The sequence below is a fragment of the Pseudomonas sp. AM8 genome (genome assembly GCF_036346475.1).
Lineage (GTDB): Bacteria > Pseudomonadota > Gammaproteobacteria > Pseudomonadales > Pseudomonadaceae > Aquipseudomonas > Aquipseudomonas marginalis.
In genome coordinates, this window is the sequence record NZ_JAOTNX010000002.1 from 372339 (window position 1) to 388219 (window position 15881).

The window sequence follows — 15881 nt, forward strand, 5'->3', positions numbered from 1 at the left end:
TCCACAGGGGTTCCACTGTGATTTCAAAAATTGGAGTTATTCATGCAGCTTTTTAGTCTTCAAGGCCAAGTGGCCTTTGTTACCGGCGCCGGCAGCGGCATTGGCCAGGCTATCGCCGTCGGGCTCGCCGAAGCGGGCGCGGATGTAGCCTGCTTTGATCTTCCGGGCAGCCCCGGCATTGCCAGCACGGTAGAACGCATCCAGGCCCTGGGCCGGCGCGCCTTGGCGTTGAGCGGTACCGTCACCGAGCGAGCTGCCCTGGATGCAGCGGTCGCGCACACCGAGCATGAGCTCGGCCCGCTCAGCGTGGCCGTCAACTGCGCCGGCATCGCCAATGCCCAGGCCGCCGAAGACCTGGAGCTGCAACGCTGGCAAACCACCCTGGACATCAACCTCACCGGCATTTTCCTCAGTTGCCAGGCCCAGGCCGCGGTGATGTTGCCGCGTGGCAAAGGCGCCATCGTCAATATCGCCTCCATGTCCGGCAGCATCGTCAACCGCGGCCTGTTGCAGGCGCACTACAACACCTCCAAGGCCGGGGTGATCCACCTGAGCAAAAGCCTGGCGATGGAATGGGCCGACAAAGGCCTGCGCGTCAACTGCATCAGCCCCGGCTACACCGCCACGCCGATGAACTCACGCCCGGAAGTCGCCGACCAGGTGAAGATCTTTGAACAAACCACGCCCATGGGCCGCATGGCCAGCGTGGAAGAAATGGTCGGCCCGGCGATTTTCCTGGTCAGCCAGGCCTCGTCTTTCTGCACCGGTGTCGACCTGCTGGTCGATGGTGGTTTTGTCTGCTGGTAAGGAGTTTTGTCATGTCGCAACGTTTCAGCGGTAAAACCATCGTGATCACCGGCGCCTGCCGTGGCATCGGTGCCGGCATTGCCGAGCGCTTCGCCCAGGAAGGTGCCAACCTGGTGCTGGCCTCCAACGACCTGGAGCGCGTGACATTCACCGCCGATCAACTGGCCCGGGAATACAAGGTCGACACCCTGGCCCTGGGCATCGACGTGACCCGCGAAGAAGACATCGAAACCCTCTACCGCGAAGGCCACGCGCGCTTCGGCAGCATCGACGTGTCGGTGCAGAACGCCGGCATCATCACCATCGACCACTACGACAAGATGCCCCGCGCCGACTTCGACAAGGTGCTGCAGGTCAACACCACCGGCGTGTGGCTGGGTTGCCGGGAAGCGGCCAAATACATGGTCAAGCAAGGCAGCGGGCGCTTGATCAACACCTCGTCCGGCCAGGGCCGCCAGGGGTTTATCTACACCCCGCACTACGCCGCCAGCAAAATGGGCGTGATCGGCATTACCCAGAGCCTGGCGCTGGAACTGGCGCGGCATAACATCACCGTGAACGCGTTCTGCCCCGGCATCATCGAAAGCGAGATGTGGGACTACAACGACCGCGTGTGGGGCGAGATCCTCAGCACCGACGAAAAACGCTACGGCAAGGGTGAACTGATGGCCGAATGGGTCAGGAACATCCCCCTGCGCCGGGCCGGCAAGCCCTCGGATGTCGCCGGTCTGGTGGCGTTCCTGGCCTCGGATGACGCGGCCTACCTGACCGGCCAGGCGATCAATATCGACGGCGGCCTGATCATGTCGTAAGGGTTTGGTATCCTCACCCGCATTGATGTCATCACTGAGGCCTTCATGAGCCAGATCGAAGAACAGCGCCTGATCACCAAGATCGCGAGCCTCTATTACGAAGACGGGCTCAAGCAGTCCGAGATTTCCGCCCAGCTGGACCTGTCCCAATCCTTTATCAGCCGCGCCCTGCGCCGGGCGCTGCAGGAAGGCGTGGTGAAGATCAGCGTGATGCGCCTGCAAGGCCTGCACCTGGAGCTGGAAAACCAATTGCAACGCCGCTACGACGTGCGCCAGGTGATCGTGGTGGAAGCCACCGAGCCCGGCAACGATGAAAGCATCAAGCAAGCCATCGGCTCGGCGGCTGCCCACTACCTGGAGACCAGCCTGTCGCCCCAGGACCATATCGGCATTTCGTCGTGGAGCAGCACCATTCGCGCCATGGTCGGCCACCTGCATGCCCAGCCGGGCAAACAAGGCGCCCAGGAAGTGGTACAGCTGTTGGGCGGTGTCGGCAACAAAGGCGCGTTTGAAGCCACCCTCCTCACCCAACGCCTGGCCACCCTGCTCAACTGCCCGGCGTTCCTGCTGCCGTCGCAAAGCATCGAGCAATCGGTGGAAAGCAAACAGCGCATCGTGCAGATGGAAGAGGTCAAGGAAGTGCTGCAACGCTTTGACAGCATCACCCTGGCGATCGTCGGCATCGGCGACCTGGAACCCTCACAGTTGCTGCGCAACAGTGGCAACTACTACACCGAGGACATGCTGCGCCTGCTGGCCGAGCGCGGTGCCGTCGGCGATATCTGCCTGCGCTACTTCGATGCCCAGGGCAAGCCGGTGCTGGAGGAAGATGAAGAATTCGTGGTCTCGGTGGCGCTGCCCAAGTTGCGCAGTATCCACCGCGTGCTCGGCCTGGCCGGCGGGTTGAACAAGGTCCAGGCCATTCGTGGCGCGCTCAAGGGCGGCTACCTGGACATCCTGATCACCGACCTGGACACCGCACAGGCCCTCAACCAATAACCTTTTTTGGAGATTGCCGCTCATGACGTCCAAACTCGAACAACTCAAGCAATTCACCACCGTGGTCTGCGACACCGGCGACCTGGAAGCCATCAGCCGCCTGCGCCCGGTGGACGCCACCACCAACCCGTCGCTGCTGCTCAAGGCCGCCGCGATCCCGGAATACGCCGAGCTGCTGCGCAATGCCGTCAACCTGGCCAAGGGCGACGTCGGCCTGGCCTGCGACCACTTCGCGGTGTCAGTGGGTGCCGGCATTTTGAAGGTCATTCCCGGGCGTATTTCCACCGAAGTCGACGCGCGCCTGTCCTTCGATGAAGACGCGCTGTGGGCCAAGGCCAACCAGTTGATCGCCCTGTACGACCAGGCCGGTATCAGCCGCGACCGCGTGCTGATCAAGCTCGCCTCCACCTGGGAAGGCATCCGTACGGCCGAACGCCTGGAAAAAGCCGGTATCCAGACCAACCTCACCCTGCTGTTCTCGTTCGCCCAGGCCCAGGCCTGCGCCGACGCCGGGGTGTTCCTGATCTCACCGTTCGTGGGCCGCATCTACGACTGGTACCGCAAGAACACCGGCCTGGACTACACCGGCGCTGATGACCCGGGTGTGCAATCGGTGACGCGCATCTACAACTACTACAAGGCCAACCAGATCAACACCGTGGTGATGGGCGCAAGCTTCCGCACCCTCAGCCAGATCGAACATCTGGCGGGATGCGATCGCCTGACCATCAGCCCGGAGCTGCTGCAGAAGCTCGACGAAGACCAGGGCACGCTGGCACGCAAATTGGTACCGGTGACCGAAGGCGAAGCGCGCCAGCCAATGAACGAAGCGCAGTTCCGCTGGGCGTCGAATGAAGATGCGATGGCCACGGAGAAGCTGGCGGAAGGGATTCGACAGTTTGCGCGGGACCAGGAAAAACTCGAGGCAGTGTTGTCGGCGCTATGACCCCCGTCCAGCCGCTCGGCCAGTCGCGCACCTTGGTGTTCCTGGCCTACCCGCAAATGGGCCTGCTCGACCTGACCGGTGCCCAGACCGTGTTCTGGGCTGCCACCAAGGCCATGGTCGAGCGTGGCCTGCCAGGCTATGTGGTGCACACCGCCAGCCTGGCGGGCGGCTTGATGCCAACGGCCGAAGGATTGAGCGTCGACACCCTGCCATTGGCGCAATTTGACCCCGCCGCCCTGGACACCTTGATCGTACCCGGCGCCCCCGCCATTCAACAGGCGCTGGCCGCCAACACCGACCTGGTGGACTGGCTGCGTCACGCCTCCACTCGGGCCCGGCGCACGGCCTCGGTGTGCAGCGGCACCTTCCTGCTGGCCCAGGCCGGCTTGCTCCAGGGACGACGTGCTGCCACGCACTGGGCGATGTGCGACATGCTCAAGCGCGGGTTCCCCAGCATCGATGTGGACATGGACGCGATCTTTGTCCAGCAAGGCAATGTGTGGACGTCGGCAGGCGTGAGTGCCGGCATCGACCTTGCGCTGGCGTTGGTAGAGGCCGATTGCGGGCGTCACGTCGCCCTGCAAGTGGCGCGGGAACTGGTGGTGTTTCTCAAAAGGCCCGGCGGCCAGGCCCAGTTCAGCCAACTGCTGCAAGCCCAGACCGACGACACTGCCGGTTTCGATGCCTTGCACCTGTGGATCGCCGACAACCTTAGCGACAGCGAGCTTACGGTGGAGCGCCTGGCAGAACAAAGTCGCATGAGCCCGCGCAACTTCGCCCGGGTCTACAAGCAAAAAACCGGGCGCACCCCGGCCAAAGCCATCGAGTTGTTTCGCGTGGAAGCCGCACGGCGCCTGCTGGAAGACTCCCAGCGCAACATCGACCAGGTGGCGCACCTGTGTGGCTTTGGCGACGAAGAACGCATGCGCTACACCTTCCATCGCCACCTTGCGATTTCCCCTCGCGACTACCGCGCGCGCTTTTCCCGCTGACGGCAGGCCGCTTGGCAGTTATTCAGGGTTTTCTGTCCTACCCGCCAAACCGCGGCGCTCTTAGAGTAGGCCGGTAACGCATTGCGCCTTGAGCAATCGTATCGACCTGGTCCCTGGAGCATCCCCATGAAGCAGCACATCCTTATCATCGGCGCCGGGTTCGGCGGTGTCTGGAGCGCCTTGAGCGCCGCGCGCCTGCTGGATAAACATGATCGCCATGACGTGCAGATCAGCGTCCTGGCCCCGCAGCCGGCGCTACGTATTCGCCCACGTTTCTACGAGGCCGACGTGCATGCCATGCAGGCACCGCTGGGCCCCTTGTTTGCGGCAGTCGGCGTGGACTTCATCGAGGGCGCCGCCGACCGCATCGATGAACACGGCAAGCAGGTGACCTACCGCAACACGGCAGGCATCCCCACCACCCTCAAGTACGACCGCCTGGTGCTGGCCGCCGGCAGTCGTCTCAATCGCCCGCAGATGGAAGGCCTCCAGCACGTGTTCGATGTGGACCAGATCGAAGACGCCACGCGCCTCGAAGCCCATATCAAGGGTTTGAAAAACCTGCCCGACAGCCCGGCACGCAACACCGTGGTGGTGGCCGGCGGCGGGTTTACCGGGATCGAGACCGCCACCGAAATGCCGGCACGCCTGCGCGCAGCACTGGGTGACGACGCCACTATCCGTGTGATCGTGGTGGACCGTGGCCCGCAGATCGGGGCATCCATGGGCGATGGCATTCGCCCGTCCATCGTCGAAGCCAGCCAACACCTGGGCCTCGAATGGCGATTGAACACCTCCGTGGCCGCGGTGGATGCCGGCGGCGTGACCCTGGCCGATGGGCAGCGCATCGAGTCCAGCACCGTGATCTGGACCATCGGCTTTCGCGCCAACCCGCTGACCGAACAGTTCAGCGGTACCCATGACCCCCAGGGCCGCCTGCATGTGGACGGCAACCTCAAGGTGAAGGGCCAGGCCGATGTCTTTGCCGCCGGTGATGTGGCCTACGCCGCCACCGACGACCTCGGTCACTTCGCCGGCATGTCCTGCCAGCACGCCATCGCCCTGGGCCGCTACGCCGGCAACAACGTCGCCGCCGACCTGATCGGCGTGGCCCCGATGACCTACAGCCAGCCCAAATACGTCACCTGCCTCGACCTCGGGGCCTGGGGCGCGGTGTACACCGAGGGCTGGGATCGTCAACTCAAGCTGGTGGGCCAGGAAGCCAAGGAGCTCAAGCAGCAGATCAACACGGTGTGGATCTACCCGCCAGCCGCCGAACGGGCCACCGCCCTGGCGGCGGCTGACCCGCTGATTCCGGTGGCCTGACGCCCCACACCCGGTGCCCGCCAGCCCACTGTTTGCTGGCGAGCATAAATGCCAGGAGCGATCAGGCTCGCTCCTGCCTCAGCTTTGCGCGACACCCGTCCCAAACTTGCGAATCGCCAGGCAATACCCGATCAATGCCAGCGCCGCCAGCAACCCGCCCGCCACGCCGACCCAGGCGAAGCCGAAGTGGCTGCCGACCCAACTGCCCATCAGGGCGCCACCGCCAATGCCGATGTTGTAGATACCGGAGAACATCGCCATGGCCACGTCGGTGGCGTCCGGGGCCAGCACCAGTACCTTGGACTGCATGGCGAGGCCGAAGCCCATGATCGCCATGCCCCAGAACACGCTGAGGATCACCAGGTACGACTCGGCGCCGCTCAAGGGCAGCATCAGCGCCAGGCACGCGGCCAGGATAAACACCGCGCCGACCACGAACAGGTGGGGGTTGAAGCGGTGCACCAGGCTGAACAACAGCGAACCGATGATACCCGCGCCGCCGAACACCAGCAGGATCAGGGTCACCGCGCTGCCGCTCATGCCGGCCACGCCTTCGACGAAGGGTTCGATGTAGCTGTAGGCGGTGAATTGCGCGGTCACGGTCATGGCGGTGAGCACATACAACGCCACCAGCGCCGGACGCTTGAACAGCAGTGGCAGGCTGCGCAGGGAACCGGAGTTCTGGCTCGGCAGCAACGGCAAGGTGCGCGCCAGCCAGAACACCAGGGCGGCGGCGAAAGCACCGATAACCAGGAACGTGGTGCGCCAGCCCATGGCTTCGCCGAGCAGGCGGCCCAGGGGAATGCCCAGCACCATCGCCAGGGACGTGCCGGTGGCGAGCAGTCCGAGGGCTTGCACCTGCTTGCCTTCCGGCGCCAGGCGCACCGCCAGGGAGGCGGTGATCGACCAGAACAGTGCATGGGACAAGGCAATGCCGACGCGACTGACCATCAACAGGCCGAAGCTGGTGGCGACGCTGGACAAGATGTGGCTGGCGATAAACAGGCAGAACAGCACGATCAGCAGCTTGCGTCGCTCGACGTTACGCGTCAGCAGCATCACCGGCAGCGAGGTCAGGGACACGATCCAGGCATAAATGGTGAGCATCAGGCCGACGCTGGACACGGGCATGTCGAAGCTGGCGCCAATGGCGCTGAGCAGGCCGACGGGGACGAATTCGGTGGTGTTGAACACAAAGGCGGCCAACGCCAGGGCGATGACCGGTTGCCAGTTGGCTTGGGGGGTTGCGGCTGAAATGCTCATTTACAGGTCGTCGTACTCGGTTTCCGCGCGGGTCAAGGCGGCCCAATGCCGGCCCTTGAGCAGCGCGGAAAAATAGTAACACGGACCTTCAAGGATCCACCTGTGCCATCAGTTCCGGGATTGACTCCGGCCGCTTGGCATAACGCTGGGCCAACGCCGCACAGACCATCAACTGGATCTGGTGAAACAGCATCAACGGCAAAATCAGCACGCCCATGCTCGCCCCGGCGAACAGCACCTGGGCCATCGGCACACCCGTGGCCAGGCTTTTCTTCGAGCCGCAGAACAGGATGGTGATGCGATCTTCCTGATTAAAGCCAAAGGCCTTGCCCAACAGGGTGGACGCCACCAGCACCAAGGCCAGCAACACGCAGCAGGCCACCACCAGGCCGCCCAGTTCCCACAGCGGGATCTGGTGCCAGATGCCTTCGTTGACCGCTTCGCTGAACGCGCCGTACACCACCAGCAGGATCGAACCCTGGTCGACGAACTTCAGCCAGGCTTTATTGCGCCCCACCCATGCGCCGATCCAGCGGCGGGCGATCTGCCCGGCGATAAACGGCAGCAGCAGTTGCACGCTGATTTTCAGGATCGCATCGACGGTGGAGCTGCCTTCGCCGTGCACATTGAGCAACAGCGTCACCAGCAACGGCGTCAGGAAGATGCCGAACAGGCTGGAGGCCGCCGCGCTGCAGATCGCCGCCGGGATATTGCCCCGTGCCAGCGAAGTAAAGGCAATCGCCGACTGCACCGTGGCCGGCAAGGCGCAGAGGTAGAGCATGCCCATGTACAGGTCCTTGCCGATCAGCGGCGACAACACCGGCTTGAGCGCAAGGCCCAGCAGCGGGAACAGTACAAAAGTCAGGCTGAACACCAGCAGGTGCAGACGCCAATGGCCCGCACCGGCGACGATGGCCTGGCGCGACAGCTTGGCGCCGTGCAGGAAAAACAGCAGCGCGATGGCCAGGTTGGTGACCCAGCCGAAGGCCACGGCGGTCTGGCCGCTGGCGGGCAGCAGGGAGGCGAGGATCACCGTGGCGATCAAGGTCAGGGTGAAGTTGTCGGGCAGAAAACGGGGGCGAGTCATAAGCGAATCTTCCGGGGGTTGCCAAGAGCGTCATGGCGACTCTAACGTAACGCCTTGTTACCGACTAACGCCAATGAGCCAGTAAATGCCGCCTAAAGGACATGCCAATACCGTACGCCGCAGTGTGCCTGGGCTTTCCAGCCTGCCACGACCGGTGTATGGGCGCACCGAATCGCTGCCCAACCGTGCGCTGACCCGCCGGCACAGCCACCCGTGGGTGCAATTGTCCTACGCCATTTCCGGGGTGCTGGAGATCCAGACCAGCGCCGGCCGCTTCGTCGCACCGCCCCAGCGGGCGGTGTGGATCCCGGCGGGCATGCCGCATCGGGTGTACAGCTCGCCCCATACCGAGATGCGCAGCCTGTACCTTGATTGCAGCGTCACCGCCTGGGCCGCAGAGCGCTGCCAGGTGCTGGAGGTAAGCAGTCTGCTGCGCGAGTTGATCCGCAGTTTCAGCGAGCTGCCGGTGGAATATGCCGAGGATGGCCCGGATGGGCGCTTGGCCCAGGTGGTGCTGGACCAGTTAGCGGCAGCGCCCCAGGTGGACCTGATGCTGCCCTTGCCGCTGGACCCGCGCCTGCGGCAAATCTATCGCAGCCTGAACCTGCACCCGGAACAGCAGACCACCCTGGGGCACTGGAGCCAGAAGCTAGGGGTGAGTGAGAAGACGCTGAGCCGGTTGTTCTTGCGTGACACCGGCCTGACGTTTCGGGCCTGGCGCCAGCGTTTAAGGTTACTGAGCGCCCTGCCCGCCCTGGAGCAAGGCGAGCGGGTGACGGATGTGGCGTTGAACTGTGGCTATGAGTCCACCTCGGCGTTTATCAACGCGTTTCGGCAGCAGTTCGATGCCACGCCGGGTGAGTTCTTCCGCTGACACTTCAAACGCTGAACGTGCCACAGTTACAGTGTTCCTCCTTAACTGACCGGTATTAGGGCAAGCCCCCTCCCACAAAGTTGAGCGTATTTCCAATGGGGATCGACGTTCAGCTGCCGTTACCGCCATGAGCCTCTTCGAAAAAGTAGTCCTTCCAGCTCGCCGCCTTGTTTTTCAGTACGCCCAGTTCCTGCAATTTCTCGGCGTAGATATAGGTACGCTGCGGCACGATAGTGAAATCGATTTCCGGGTCCTGGACGATTTTTTCCACCAGGTCCAATGGCAGCTTCGACTGTTCTACGCGGATGTACGCCTTGGCCGCTGCGGGCTTGTCGGCCTTGATGATCTGCTCGGCTTCGGCCAGCGCGGCGTAGAACGCCTGGTAGGTCTTGGGGTTTTCGTCGTGGAATTTCTGTGTGGTGTACAGCACGTTGAACGTCGCCGGACCGCCAAGGATGTCGTAGGAACTGAGCACCTTGTGCACATTGGGGTTCAACAGTTCCTGGTACTGGAACGGCGGGCTGGAGAAGTGCGCGTTGATCTCCGAACCACCGGCAATCAACGCGGCGGTGGCATCGGGGTGGGCCAGGCTGATGGAGATGTCATCGAACTTCTTGTAGTTGGCATCGCCGAACTGCCTGGCGGTTTCAATCTGTAAGGTCCGCGACTGGAAACCCACCCCAGCAGCGGGCACGGCGATGCGGTCTTTCTCGGTGAAGTCCTTGAGAGTCTTTACCTTGGGGTTGTTGGTCAACAGGTAGTTGGGCATCGAGCCCAAGGAGGCGATGGCCTTGACGTTCTGCTTGCCCTTGGTACGGTCCCACAGGGTAAGCATCGGCGGCACACCGGCGGACACCACATCCAGAGCGCCGGCCAGCAGCGATTCGTTCATGGCGGTGGCGCCGGAAATGCTGTTCCATTCCACCTGGATGTCCAGGCCCTGGGCCTTGCCGTGTTTTTCGATCAGGTGCTGGTCGCGCACCACATCGAGGATCAGGTAGCCGATGCCGAATTGCTGGGCGATGCTGATCTTGCCTTCGGCCTGGGCACCAGGGCTGAGCAAGACGCTGGCGGCGGCGAGGGACGCGGCCAGGAGAGTCAGGGAGGAACGCTTGAACGTCATGGGGAATCTGCCGCGTTTTCGAGAAGGTGATGGAGCGTAGCCGCGGTTTTTTAGACAGCAAAAGAATATCTGGGTCTATTGTTATGCAAATACCCCCAAAATGGCGCGCGGCTGGTATTGTGCCGCGCTTTGAAAAAACAGCCGCACACTGCGAGGAACTGCACGTTGAACACTGACGAAAAAATGACCGGGGACCTGTTCGAGGTGGATAAGCGCCTGTCACTCAAACCCGTGGTGGACTTCAACAGCTACCTGCGCAGCGCTTTCGGCGACGGCCCGTGCACCTGCATTCGTTGCACCGCCAGCGGCGGTGACGAAACCGGCTACGCGTTCCAACACACCTTCAGCTTCGACGGCAAACCGACCCAGCGCCGCTTTGCCTCCACGGCGGGCAGTGATGTGTTGATGGCGCTGAAAAAGGCCTGGTTGTCCTTCACCAAGGCTGAGTTGCCTTCGAATGGCGCGCTGGCGCTGGAGACGGTGAAGGAATTTGTCGAACCGCAGTTGCACAAGCGCCTGGTGCCGCTGTTTCTGGCCAGTGGTTTGGCCAAGGATGTCGACGGCGAGTTGCACCTGCAGCCACAAGCCACGGCCTGACGCCTTCTCCCTGAATCAAATCGTCGCGTAGCAGCTGTCGAGCCCAAGCGAGGCTGCGTCGGCCGCGACTAGAACCTGAATCGGCAGCGCGCCTGACGCAGCCTCGCTTGCGCTCGGCAGCTGCTACGGGGGATAGATGAGCGTCAGCGCAAACGGGTGACGGTGAGCGCCACCACGGCGATCCGCTCCACACGCTCATAGCCGGGCTTCTCCAGCTCTTCGCCGAACACATCGGGGTCAAGTTCGCGGTAGGTCCACCCAAAGGCATCGCTGTCCAGCAACGGCTTGACGGCGGCCAGGAACGGATCCTCACCGGCGACAATCGCCACGCCGGTGTAGAGCACCAGGCTGCCGTCGAGGGCCAGTCGCCCCAGGGACTCGCCAGCGATGCGCACCGACAGTTGCTCGCCCAGTGCCCCGCCGCCATGCCGGTAGGCACGCTGGCGGTCGTCGTTCATATAGGGCGGGTTGGCGACGATCAGGTCGAACGTGCCTTCGACGCTGCCCAGCACATCGCTGTGGTACGCAGTGACATTCGCCAGTCCGGCCAGCTCGGCATTCACTGCCGTCAGGCGCAAGGCGCGCGGGTTGATGTCCACCGCCAGCACCTCGGCGTCAGGCCGCGCCCAGGCGACCACCAACGCGCCTACGCCGGCGCCGCAGCCGATGTCCACGGCGCGCTTGATCGGCTCGAAGCGCTGTTGCATATGGGCTTCGATCAGTTGGGCAAACCGATAGCTGTCAGGCCCGAAAAATACCGCGTCCGCTTGCGTGGTGGGGTACGCCGAGTGGGCAAACAGCAGGTCGTCCAGGCTCGACCAACGCACCGCACTGCGCCACAGCGCCTCGTGTTTTTCGATCACCTCGGCCTGCTGCAGCTCCTCTCGAAACGCCTCGGGCAACAGCTCGCGGTCAAACGGCAGCGACCAGCCGAAGACGTCCCGCAGGTCCTTCGCCAGCGGCCTCCCCTGGCGCTGGAAAAACCGTTCGTGGGTCAAGGGCGTTGGCGTGATGAAGCGGTAGCCATTTTCCTTCAACCCCCGGCCCAGGTTCAGCAGGGCGCGGTCGGCGAGTTGTTGTGCAGACATGGGTGATTTCCTTAGCGCAGGCGCGCACGCAGTTGGATAAAGCGGCGAGTGGCATACAACCCGGCGGGCGTGCAGTGACGCCGCGCCGACAGCCACGGGATCAGCGCATTGAGCTGCTGCTCATCGGGCAGGTTCCACAGCGAATCCACCAGCGCCTGGGTGTCCGGGTCGGACGGGCGATGCTGCTCGCGGGAGAAGCGGCTGCCGCGTCCGGGCCGCACGGGCGCCACACGTTGAGCGCTGATCCAATCACCCGCGATCCAATCGCGCAGCAGCTGTTTCTCATAGCCGCTGAACACGCCAAACATCGCCGCGCCCGCACCTTCGATCAACTGCCAGAAGCGGCTCTCGGCCGGATCCTGGTTGCGCTTGATCCAGCCCTTGTCTTCCAGGGCCTGGAGAAAGGCGCCGATCTGCCCCGGCCGCGCCAGCCATTGGTTGACGGTCTTGCCTTCGAAGCGGCAGTAATCCGAATGCATGTGCTGGCCGAACGTGCGCTTGCGTTCAAGCATGGCGACCACTTCGTCATTCAGGTTGAAGTCGTGGATAACGGCGTTGGTCCCCGGGCCGAGGTCATTCAGGCGGTACCCCTCGGCCACGCGGCGATAGAAGTCCTCCCTGCCCTCCCCCAGCGGCAGCAGGTTCAACACCGACTGCGCGGCCTTGCAGGCGTGGCCGCTGCTGGCATTGTCGATGGTGACGTGGAGGGTGAAGTAATACGGGTCGATGCCCAGTTCGCTCAGCTCATACGCGGTGATCAGCAGGTGCAACGGCAACTGCTCATAACCGAGGTTGAAACCGATGATCTCCGGCAGGAAGTCGTCGGCGCACAGGCCCAGCGCCAGTTGCAGGGCGCCTTGCAGGTAATGGTCGTCCTCAAGGCCGGCGTCGCTGTCGGCATCATGCTCGCTGAGTAATTTGCGGTAGATCACCACATGGTTCTGCGCCGCTTCGCCGTCACCCAGCTCTTCGAGATAGGTGGTGAGCAGGCCGTCGAAGCGCGGGTCGTGCCAATAGCGCAGCAGGCCATTGAGCCAGGCACCGTCGACCTGTTTGGTCGGTGCCACGCGCTGGAGGAAATACAGCGCATGGGCCTTGTTCTGAAAATAACGACGTGGCCGGCCTTGCTGGCGTTGCTCCAGGTAATCGGCATAGGCCTGGGCCACGTCGGCGCAGCGCTGTTCGATCCAGGCCGGCAGTTGTTCGGGCATCTGCGGCAACTCACTGGGCGCGTCGCGCACCTGCGCCAAGTGCGTGCGTAGAAACTCCCGCGCAACCTCTTCAGCGCCAGGGGTTTCGCCATACAGGTGTTGGTACAACCACTGATACTGACCCGGTTGGGTGATGGAGGCCGGCTGGCCCGACAGCGCTGTGAGAAGCGTCATGATGGCAGTTTCCGCAAAGTCCGATCCAACCAGGCCTCCCGACAAGGAGGCCCCGCAAGCGCGCTCAACAGCACACGCGTCTAAAATGCAGAGCCTGCGGGCATGGGGAAAATTCAATCGGGGTTGTGCGGCTGCGGATCAGTGGTCGTCAGTAGCCCACGCCGCGGATTCTGGCGCAGCGCAAAAGCCGGCGCGCGACGTCACTTATACAAGATCGCCTGATGGATATCCTCCAGCGCCATGATGCGCTGGGCGGCATTCAGCTTGATGGCCTCCTTGGGCATGCCGAACACCACGCAACTGGCCTCGTCCTGGGCCACCGTGGCGGCGCCGGCCTCGAGCATCTCCTTGAGCCCGCGCGCGCCGTCGTCGCCCATGCCGGTCATGATGATGCCGGTGGCGTTCCTGCCGGCGAACTTGGCCACCGAGCGAAACAGCACATCCACGGATGGCCGGTGCCGGTTGACCAAGGGCCCATCAATGACCTGGGCGTGATAATAGGCGCCGCTGCGAGTCACCATCAGGTGCTTGCCACCCGGCGCGATCAGGGCCAGGCCCGGCAGAATGCGGTCGTTGTTGCGCGCTTCGCGCACCTCGATCTCGCATACGCTGTTGAGGCGCTCGGCAAACGAGGCGGTGAACTTTTCCGGCATGTGCTGCACGATCACCATGCCTGGGCACACCCTCGGCAGTGCCGTCAGAACCGCCTCCAACGCTTGGGTACCGCCGGTGGACGTGCCGATGGCGACGATACGCTCGGTGGTCTGTGCCATGGCATGGCCATTGGCGGCAGGCAGGATCGCATCTGCGGTGAGCTTGCTGGCCGGGGCCAGTGCCGGCGCCGGGCTGGCGCTGCGCTTGCCCAGGTTCCTGACGTTGGAGTTCGCTGCGGCGCGGATCGCGGCCACCAGCTCGGCCGCCGACTCGATCAGGAAATTCTTCAACCCGGTAGTGGGCTTGGTGATGATTTCCACAGCGCCCGCCGACAGCGCCTGCAGGGAGGTTTCCGCGCCTTTCTGGGTCAGCGAGGAACAGATCACCACCGGCGTCGGCCGCTCGCTCATGATTTTCTTGAGAAAGGTGATGCCGTCCATGCGCGGCATTTCCACGTCCAGCACGATCACATCCGGCCATTCCCGGGCGAGTTTGTCCATGGCGAAAATCGGGTCGGAGGCGGCGCCCATGACGTGGATATCCGGCGTATCGCTGAGAATCGCCAGCAGTACCTGGCGCACCACGGCCGAATCATCGACCAGCAGCACACTGATTTTTTTGGTAGGCATCTTGTTGAATTGTTCCCATTGGTTGGTGCCGGACCCAGACGTTGCCGTTCCACAGGTCGAACATGATCGTGCGGTAACCGGTACTGCCCATGTCCTGGGCCGTCAGGTGCAGGTGATAGCGCTCGGCCAGGGCCAGCGCCGCGCGAATATTCAGGCTGGCCACGTCCTGCGTCGGCAGGCGGCACAGTTGGGGAAACATCTTGCCGCCGCCGAACAATTTGACCTGGTAATCCTGTGCATGCGTGCCATTGATCTCGGCGTGGCGCAGCAGCAGCTCCAGGGCTTCGTCGGCATATCGGCCGTCCAGGGGCTGACGGTCGCGCACGCGCCCCGGCAGCATGAAGTGACACATGCCGCCAATCAGCCGTTGCGGGTGCCAAAAGGTGATCGCCACGCAGGAGCCGAGCAAGGTGCGCAGGCGCGTCGGCCGCGTCGCAAAGCTGACCTGGCCAGGCGCCAATACCACTTCGGCCGTACCTACGGGCTTTTTCATGGCTTGCGGTAAATCGACGGCGCCACCAGCTTCAAGGTGTCGTTGACACCGTGGAGGCTTTCCGAGTGACTGATGATCAGGTAACCGCCCGGCTTGAGCAGCGGCAACAGGCGCGCGACCACCTGGCTCTTGGTCTGCTGGTCGAAATAAATCATCACGTTGCGCAGGAAAATCACCTCGAACTCACCCAGGGCCGGCAGCGCTTCGTTAAGGTTGACCTGGACAAAATTGACGCGGCTACGCAAGGCCTTGTCGATCAGCAAGGTGCCCTCCTGGCGACCAATGCCCTTGAGGCAGTACTTGGCCAGCAGCGGTTGGGGCAATGTCTCGGTGCGTTCCAGGGAGTAATGGCCGGTGCGCGCCTTGGCCAGCACTTGGGAGCTGATGTCCGAGCCGACCACTTCCCAGGGCGTGCTGCCGAGGCTTTCGGCCAGGGTCATCGCCAGGCTGTAGGGTTCTTCACCGGAGGAGCTGGCCGCGCTCCACACGCGAAACACCTTGCCCGGCGCGGCCCGGGGCAGCACGTGCTGACGCAGGAAGTCGAAGTGCTTGGGCTCGCGAAAAAAATAGGTTTCGTTGGTGGTCAGCAAATCCAGCGCAACCTGCAGTTCGCCCTTGCGCTGGTCATTCATGATCAGCTTGAAATACTCACCATAGCTGTGCAGCTCATAGTGCTTGAGGCGCTTGAACAGGCGCCCGGCCACCAGGGCTTTCTTGGTCGGCGACAGGTTGATGCCCGCCGCGCGGTACAGCCAGGTCTGGAACTGACCGAATTCATGGTCATCGATGGACACGGTGTCTGCCAT

General features: G+C 63.2%; 16 protein-coding genes. 8 read left to right on the top strand and 8 right to left on the bottom strand.

All coding sequences use genetic code 11. From position 1 onward, the window contains the following. Positions 1-42: 42 nt before the first annotated feature. The 6 genes from V3W40_RS06680 (at position 43) to V3W40_RS06705 (ending at position 5882) form a co-directional block, all read left to right on the top strand. Positions 43-807 (top strand): SDR family oxidoreductase, encoded by a 765-nt coding sequence (locus V3W40_RS06680; protein ID WP_330214689.1) that lies wholly within the window; start codon positions 43-45, stop codon positions 805-807. 11 nt (positions 808-818) lie between these two features. Continuing rightward, positions 819-1619, top strand: a complete 801-nt coding sequence (locus V3W40_RS06685) for an SDR family oxidoreductase (protein ID WP_027607266.1) — start codon at positions 819-821, stop codon at positions 1617-1619. A 45-nt stretch (positions 1620-1664) separates the two neighbouring features. Beyond that, a complete protein-coding gene (locus V3W40_RS06690; RefSeq protein WP_027607267.1) occupies positions 1665-2618 on the top strand; it encodes a sugar-binding transcriptional regulator in 954 nt (317 codons plus the stop codon). A gap of 22 nt (positions 2619-2640) precedes the next feature. Beyond that, a complete protein-coding gene (gene tal, locus V3W40_RS06695; RefSeq protein WP_330214690.1) occupies positions 2641-3564 on the top strand; it encodes a transaldolase in 924 nt (307 codons plus the stop codon). Next, positions 3561-4556 (top strand): GlxA family transcriptional regulator, encoded by a 996-nt coding sequence (locus V3W40_RS06700; RefSeq protein ID WP_330214691.1) that lies wholly within the window; start codon positions 3561-3563, stop codon positions 4554-4556. Before tal ends, V3W40_RS06700 begins: the two co-directional genes overlap by 4 nt. A 126-nt stretch (positions 4557-4682) precedes the next feature. Beyond that, the gene (locus V3W40_RS06705) at positions 4683-5882 is read left to right on the top strand and encodes an NAD(P)/FAD-dependent oxidoreductase (protein ID WP_330214692.1); all 1200 of its coding nucleotides are present in this window, start codon (positions 4683-4685) and stop codon (positions 5880-5882) included. Positions 5883-5960: 78 nt separating this feature from the next. Here the strand turns inward: V3W40_RS06705 and V3W40_RS06710 are convergent, their stop codons facing one another. Both V3W40_RS06710 and V3W40_RS06715 read right to left on the bottom strand, forming a co-directional pair. Continuing rightward, positions 5961-7145: a sugar transporter gene (locus V3W40_RS06710; protein WP_108572729.1), complete on the bottom strand. Its 1185-nt coding sequence runs from the start codon at positions 7143-7145 to the stop codon at positions 5961-5963. 88 nt (positions 7146-7233) lie between these two features. After that, positions 7234-8232 (bottom strand): bile acid:sodium symporter family protein, encoded by a 999-nt coding sequence (locus V3W40_RS06715; protein ID WP_027607273.1) that lies wholly within the window; start codon positions 8230-8232, stop codon positions 7234-7236. 85 nt (positions 8233-8317) lie between these two features. Here V3W40_RS06715 and V3W40_RS06720 point away from each other — a divergent pair, with 85 nt between their 5' ends. Further along, on the top strand, positions 8318-9106 hold the full coding sequence (locus V3W40_RS06720) for an AraC family transcriptional regulator (RefSeq protein ID WP_074847098.1): 789 nt from the start codon (positions 8318-8320) through the stop codon (positions 9104-9106). Positions 9107-9215: 109 nt separating this feature from the next. On the opposite strand, the gene V3W40_RS06725 is transcribed toward V3W40_RS06720, so the two are convergent. Continuing rightward, positions 9216-10229 carry an ABC transporter substrate-binding protein gene (locus tag V3W40_RS06725; protein ID WP_065924570.1) on the bottom strand — a complete coding sequence of 338 codons (1014 nt, stop codon included), beginning with the start codon at positions 10227-10229 and terminating at the stop codon, positions 9216-9218. Between the two features lie 165 nt (positions 10230-10394). Here V3W40_RS06725 and V3W40_RS06730 point away from each other — a divergent pair, with 165 nt between their 5' ends. Continuing rightward, entirely contained in the window at positions 10395-10826 is a 432-nt protein-coding gene (locus V3W40_RS06730) for a hypothetical protein (RefSeq protein WP_074847099.1), read from the top strand. Positions 10827-10969: 143 nt separating this feature from the next. Here the strand turns inward: V3W40_RS06730 and V3W40_RS06735 are convergent, their stop codons facing one another. The 5 genes from V3W40_RS06735 to V3W40_RS06755 all read right to left on the bottom strand — a co-directional run bounded on the left by V3W40_RS06735 (position 10970) and on the right by V3W40_RS06755 (position 15881). Next, a complete protein-coding gene (locus tag V3W40_RS06735; protein WP_330214693.1) occupies positions 10970-11914 on the bottom strand; it encodes a class I SAM-dependent methyltransferase in 945 nt (314 codons plus the stop codon). An 11-nt stretch (positions 11915-11925) separates the two neighbouring features. Continuing rightward, positions 11926-13299, bottom strand: a complete 1374-nt coding sequence (locus tag V3W40_RS06740) for an iron-containing redox enzyme family protein (protein WP_330214694.1) — start codon at positions 13297-13299, stop codon at positions 11926-11928. 200 nt (positions 13300-13499) lie between these two features. Further along, on the bottom strand, positions 13500-14582 hold the full coding sequence (locus tag V3W40_RS06745) for a protein-glutamate methylesterase/protein-glutamine glutaminase (RefSeq protein ID WP_065948072.1): 1083 nt from the start codon (positions 14580-14582) through the stop codon (positions 13500-13502). Further along, positions 14545-15075: a chemoreceptor glutamine deamidase CheD gene (cheD, locus tag V3W40_RS06750; protein WP_315872071.1), complete on the bottom strand. Its 531-nt coding sequence runs from the start codon at positions 15073-15075 to the stop codon at positions 14545-14547. The genes V3W40_RS06745 and cheD overlap by 38 nt, the downstream gene beginning before the upstream one ends. Continuing rightward, the gene (locus V3W40_RS06755) at positions 15072-15881 is read right to left on the bottom strand and encodes a CheR family methyltransferase (protein ID WP_065924564.1); all 810 of its coding nucleotides are present in this window, start codon (positions 15879-15881) and stop codon (positions 15072-15074) included. Before V3W40_RS06755 ends, cheD begins: the two co-directional genes overlap by 4 nt.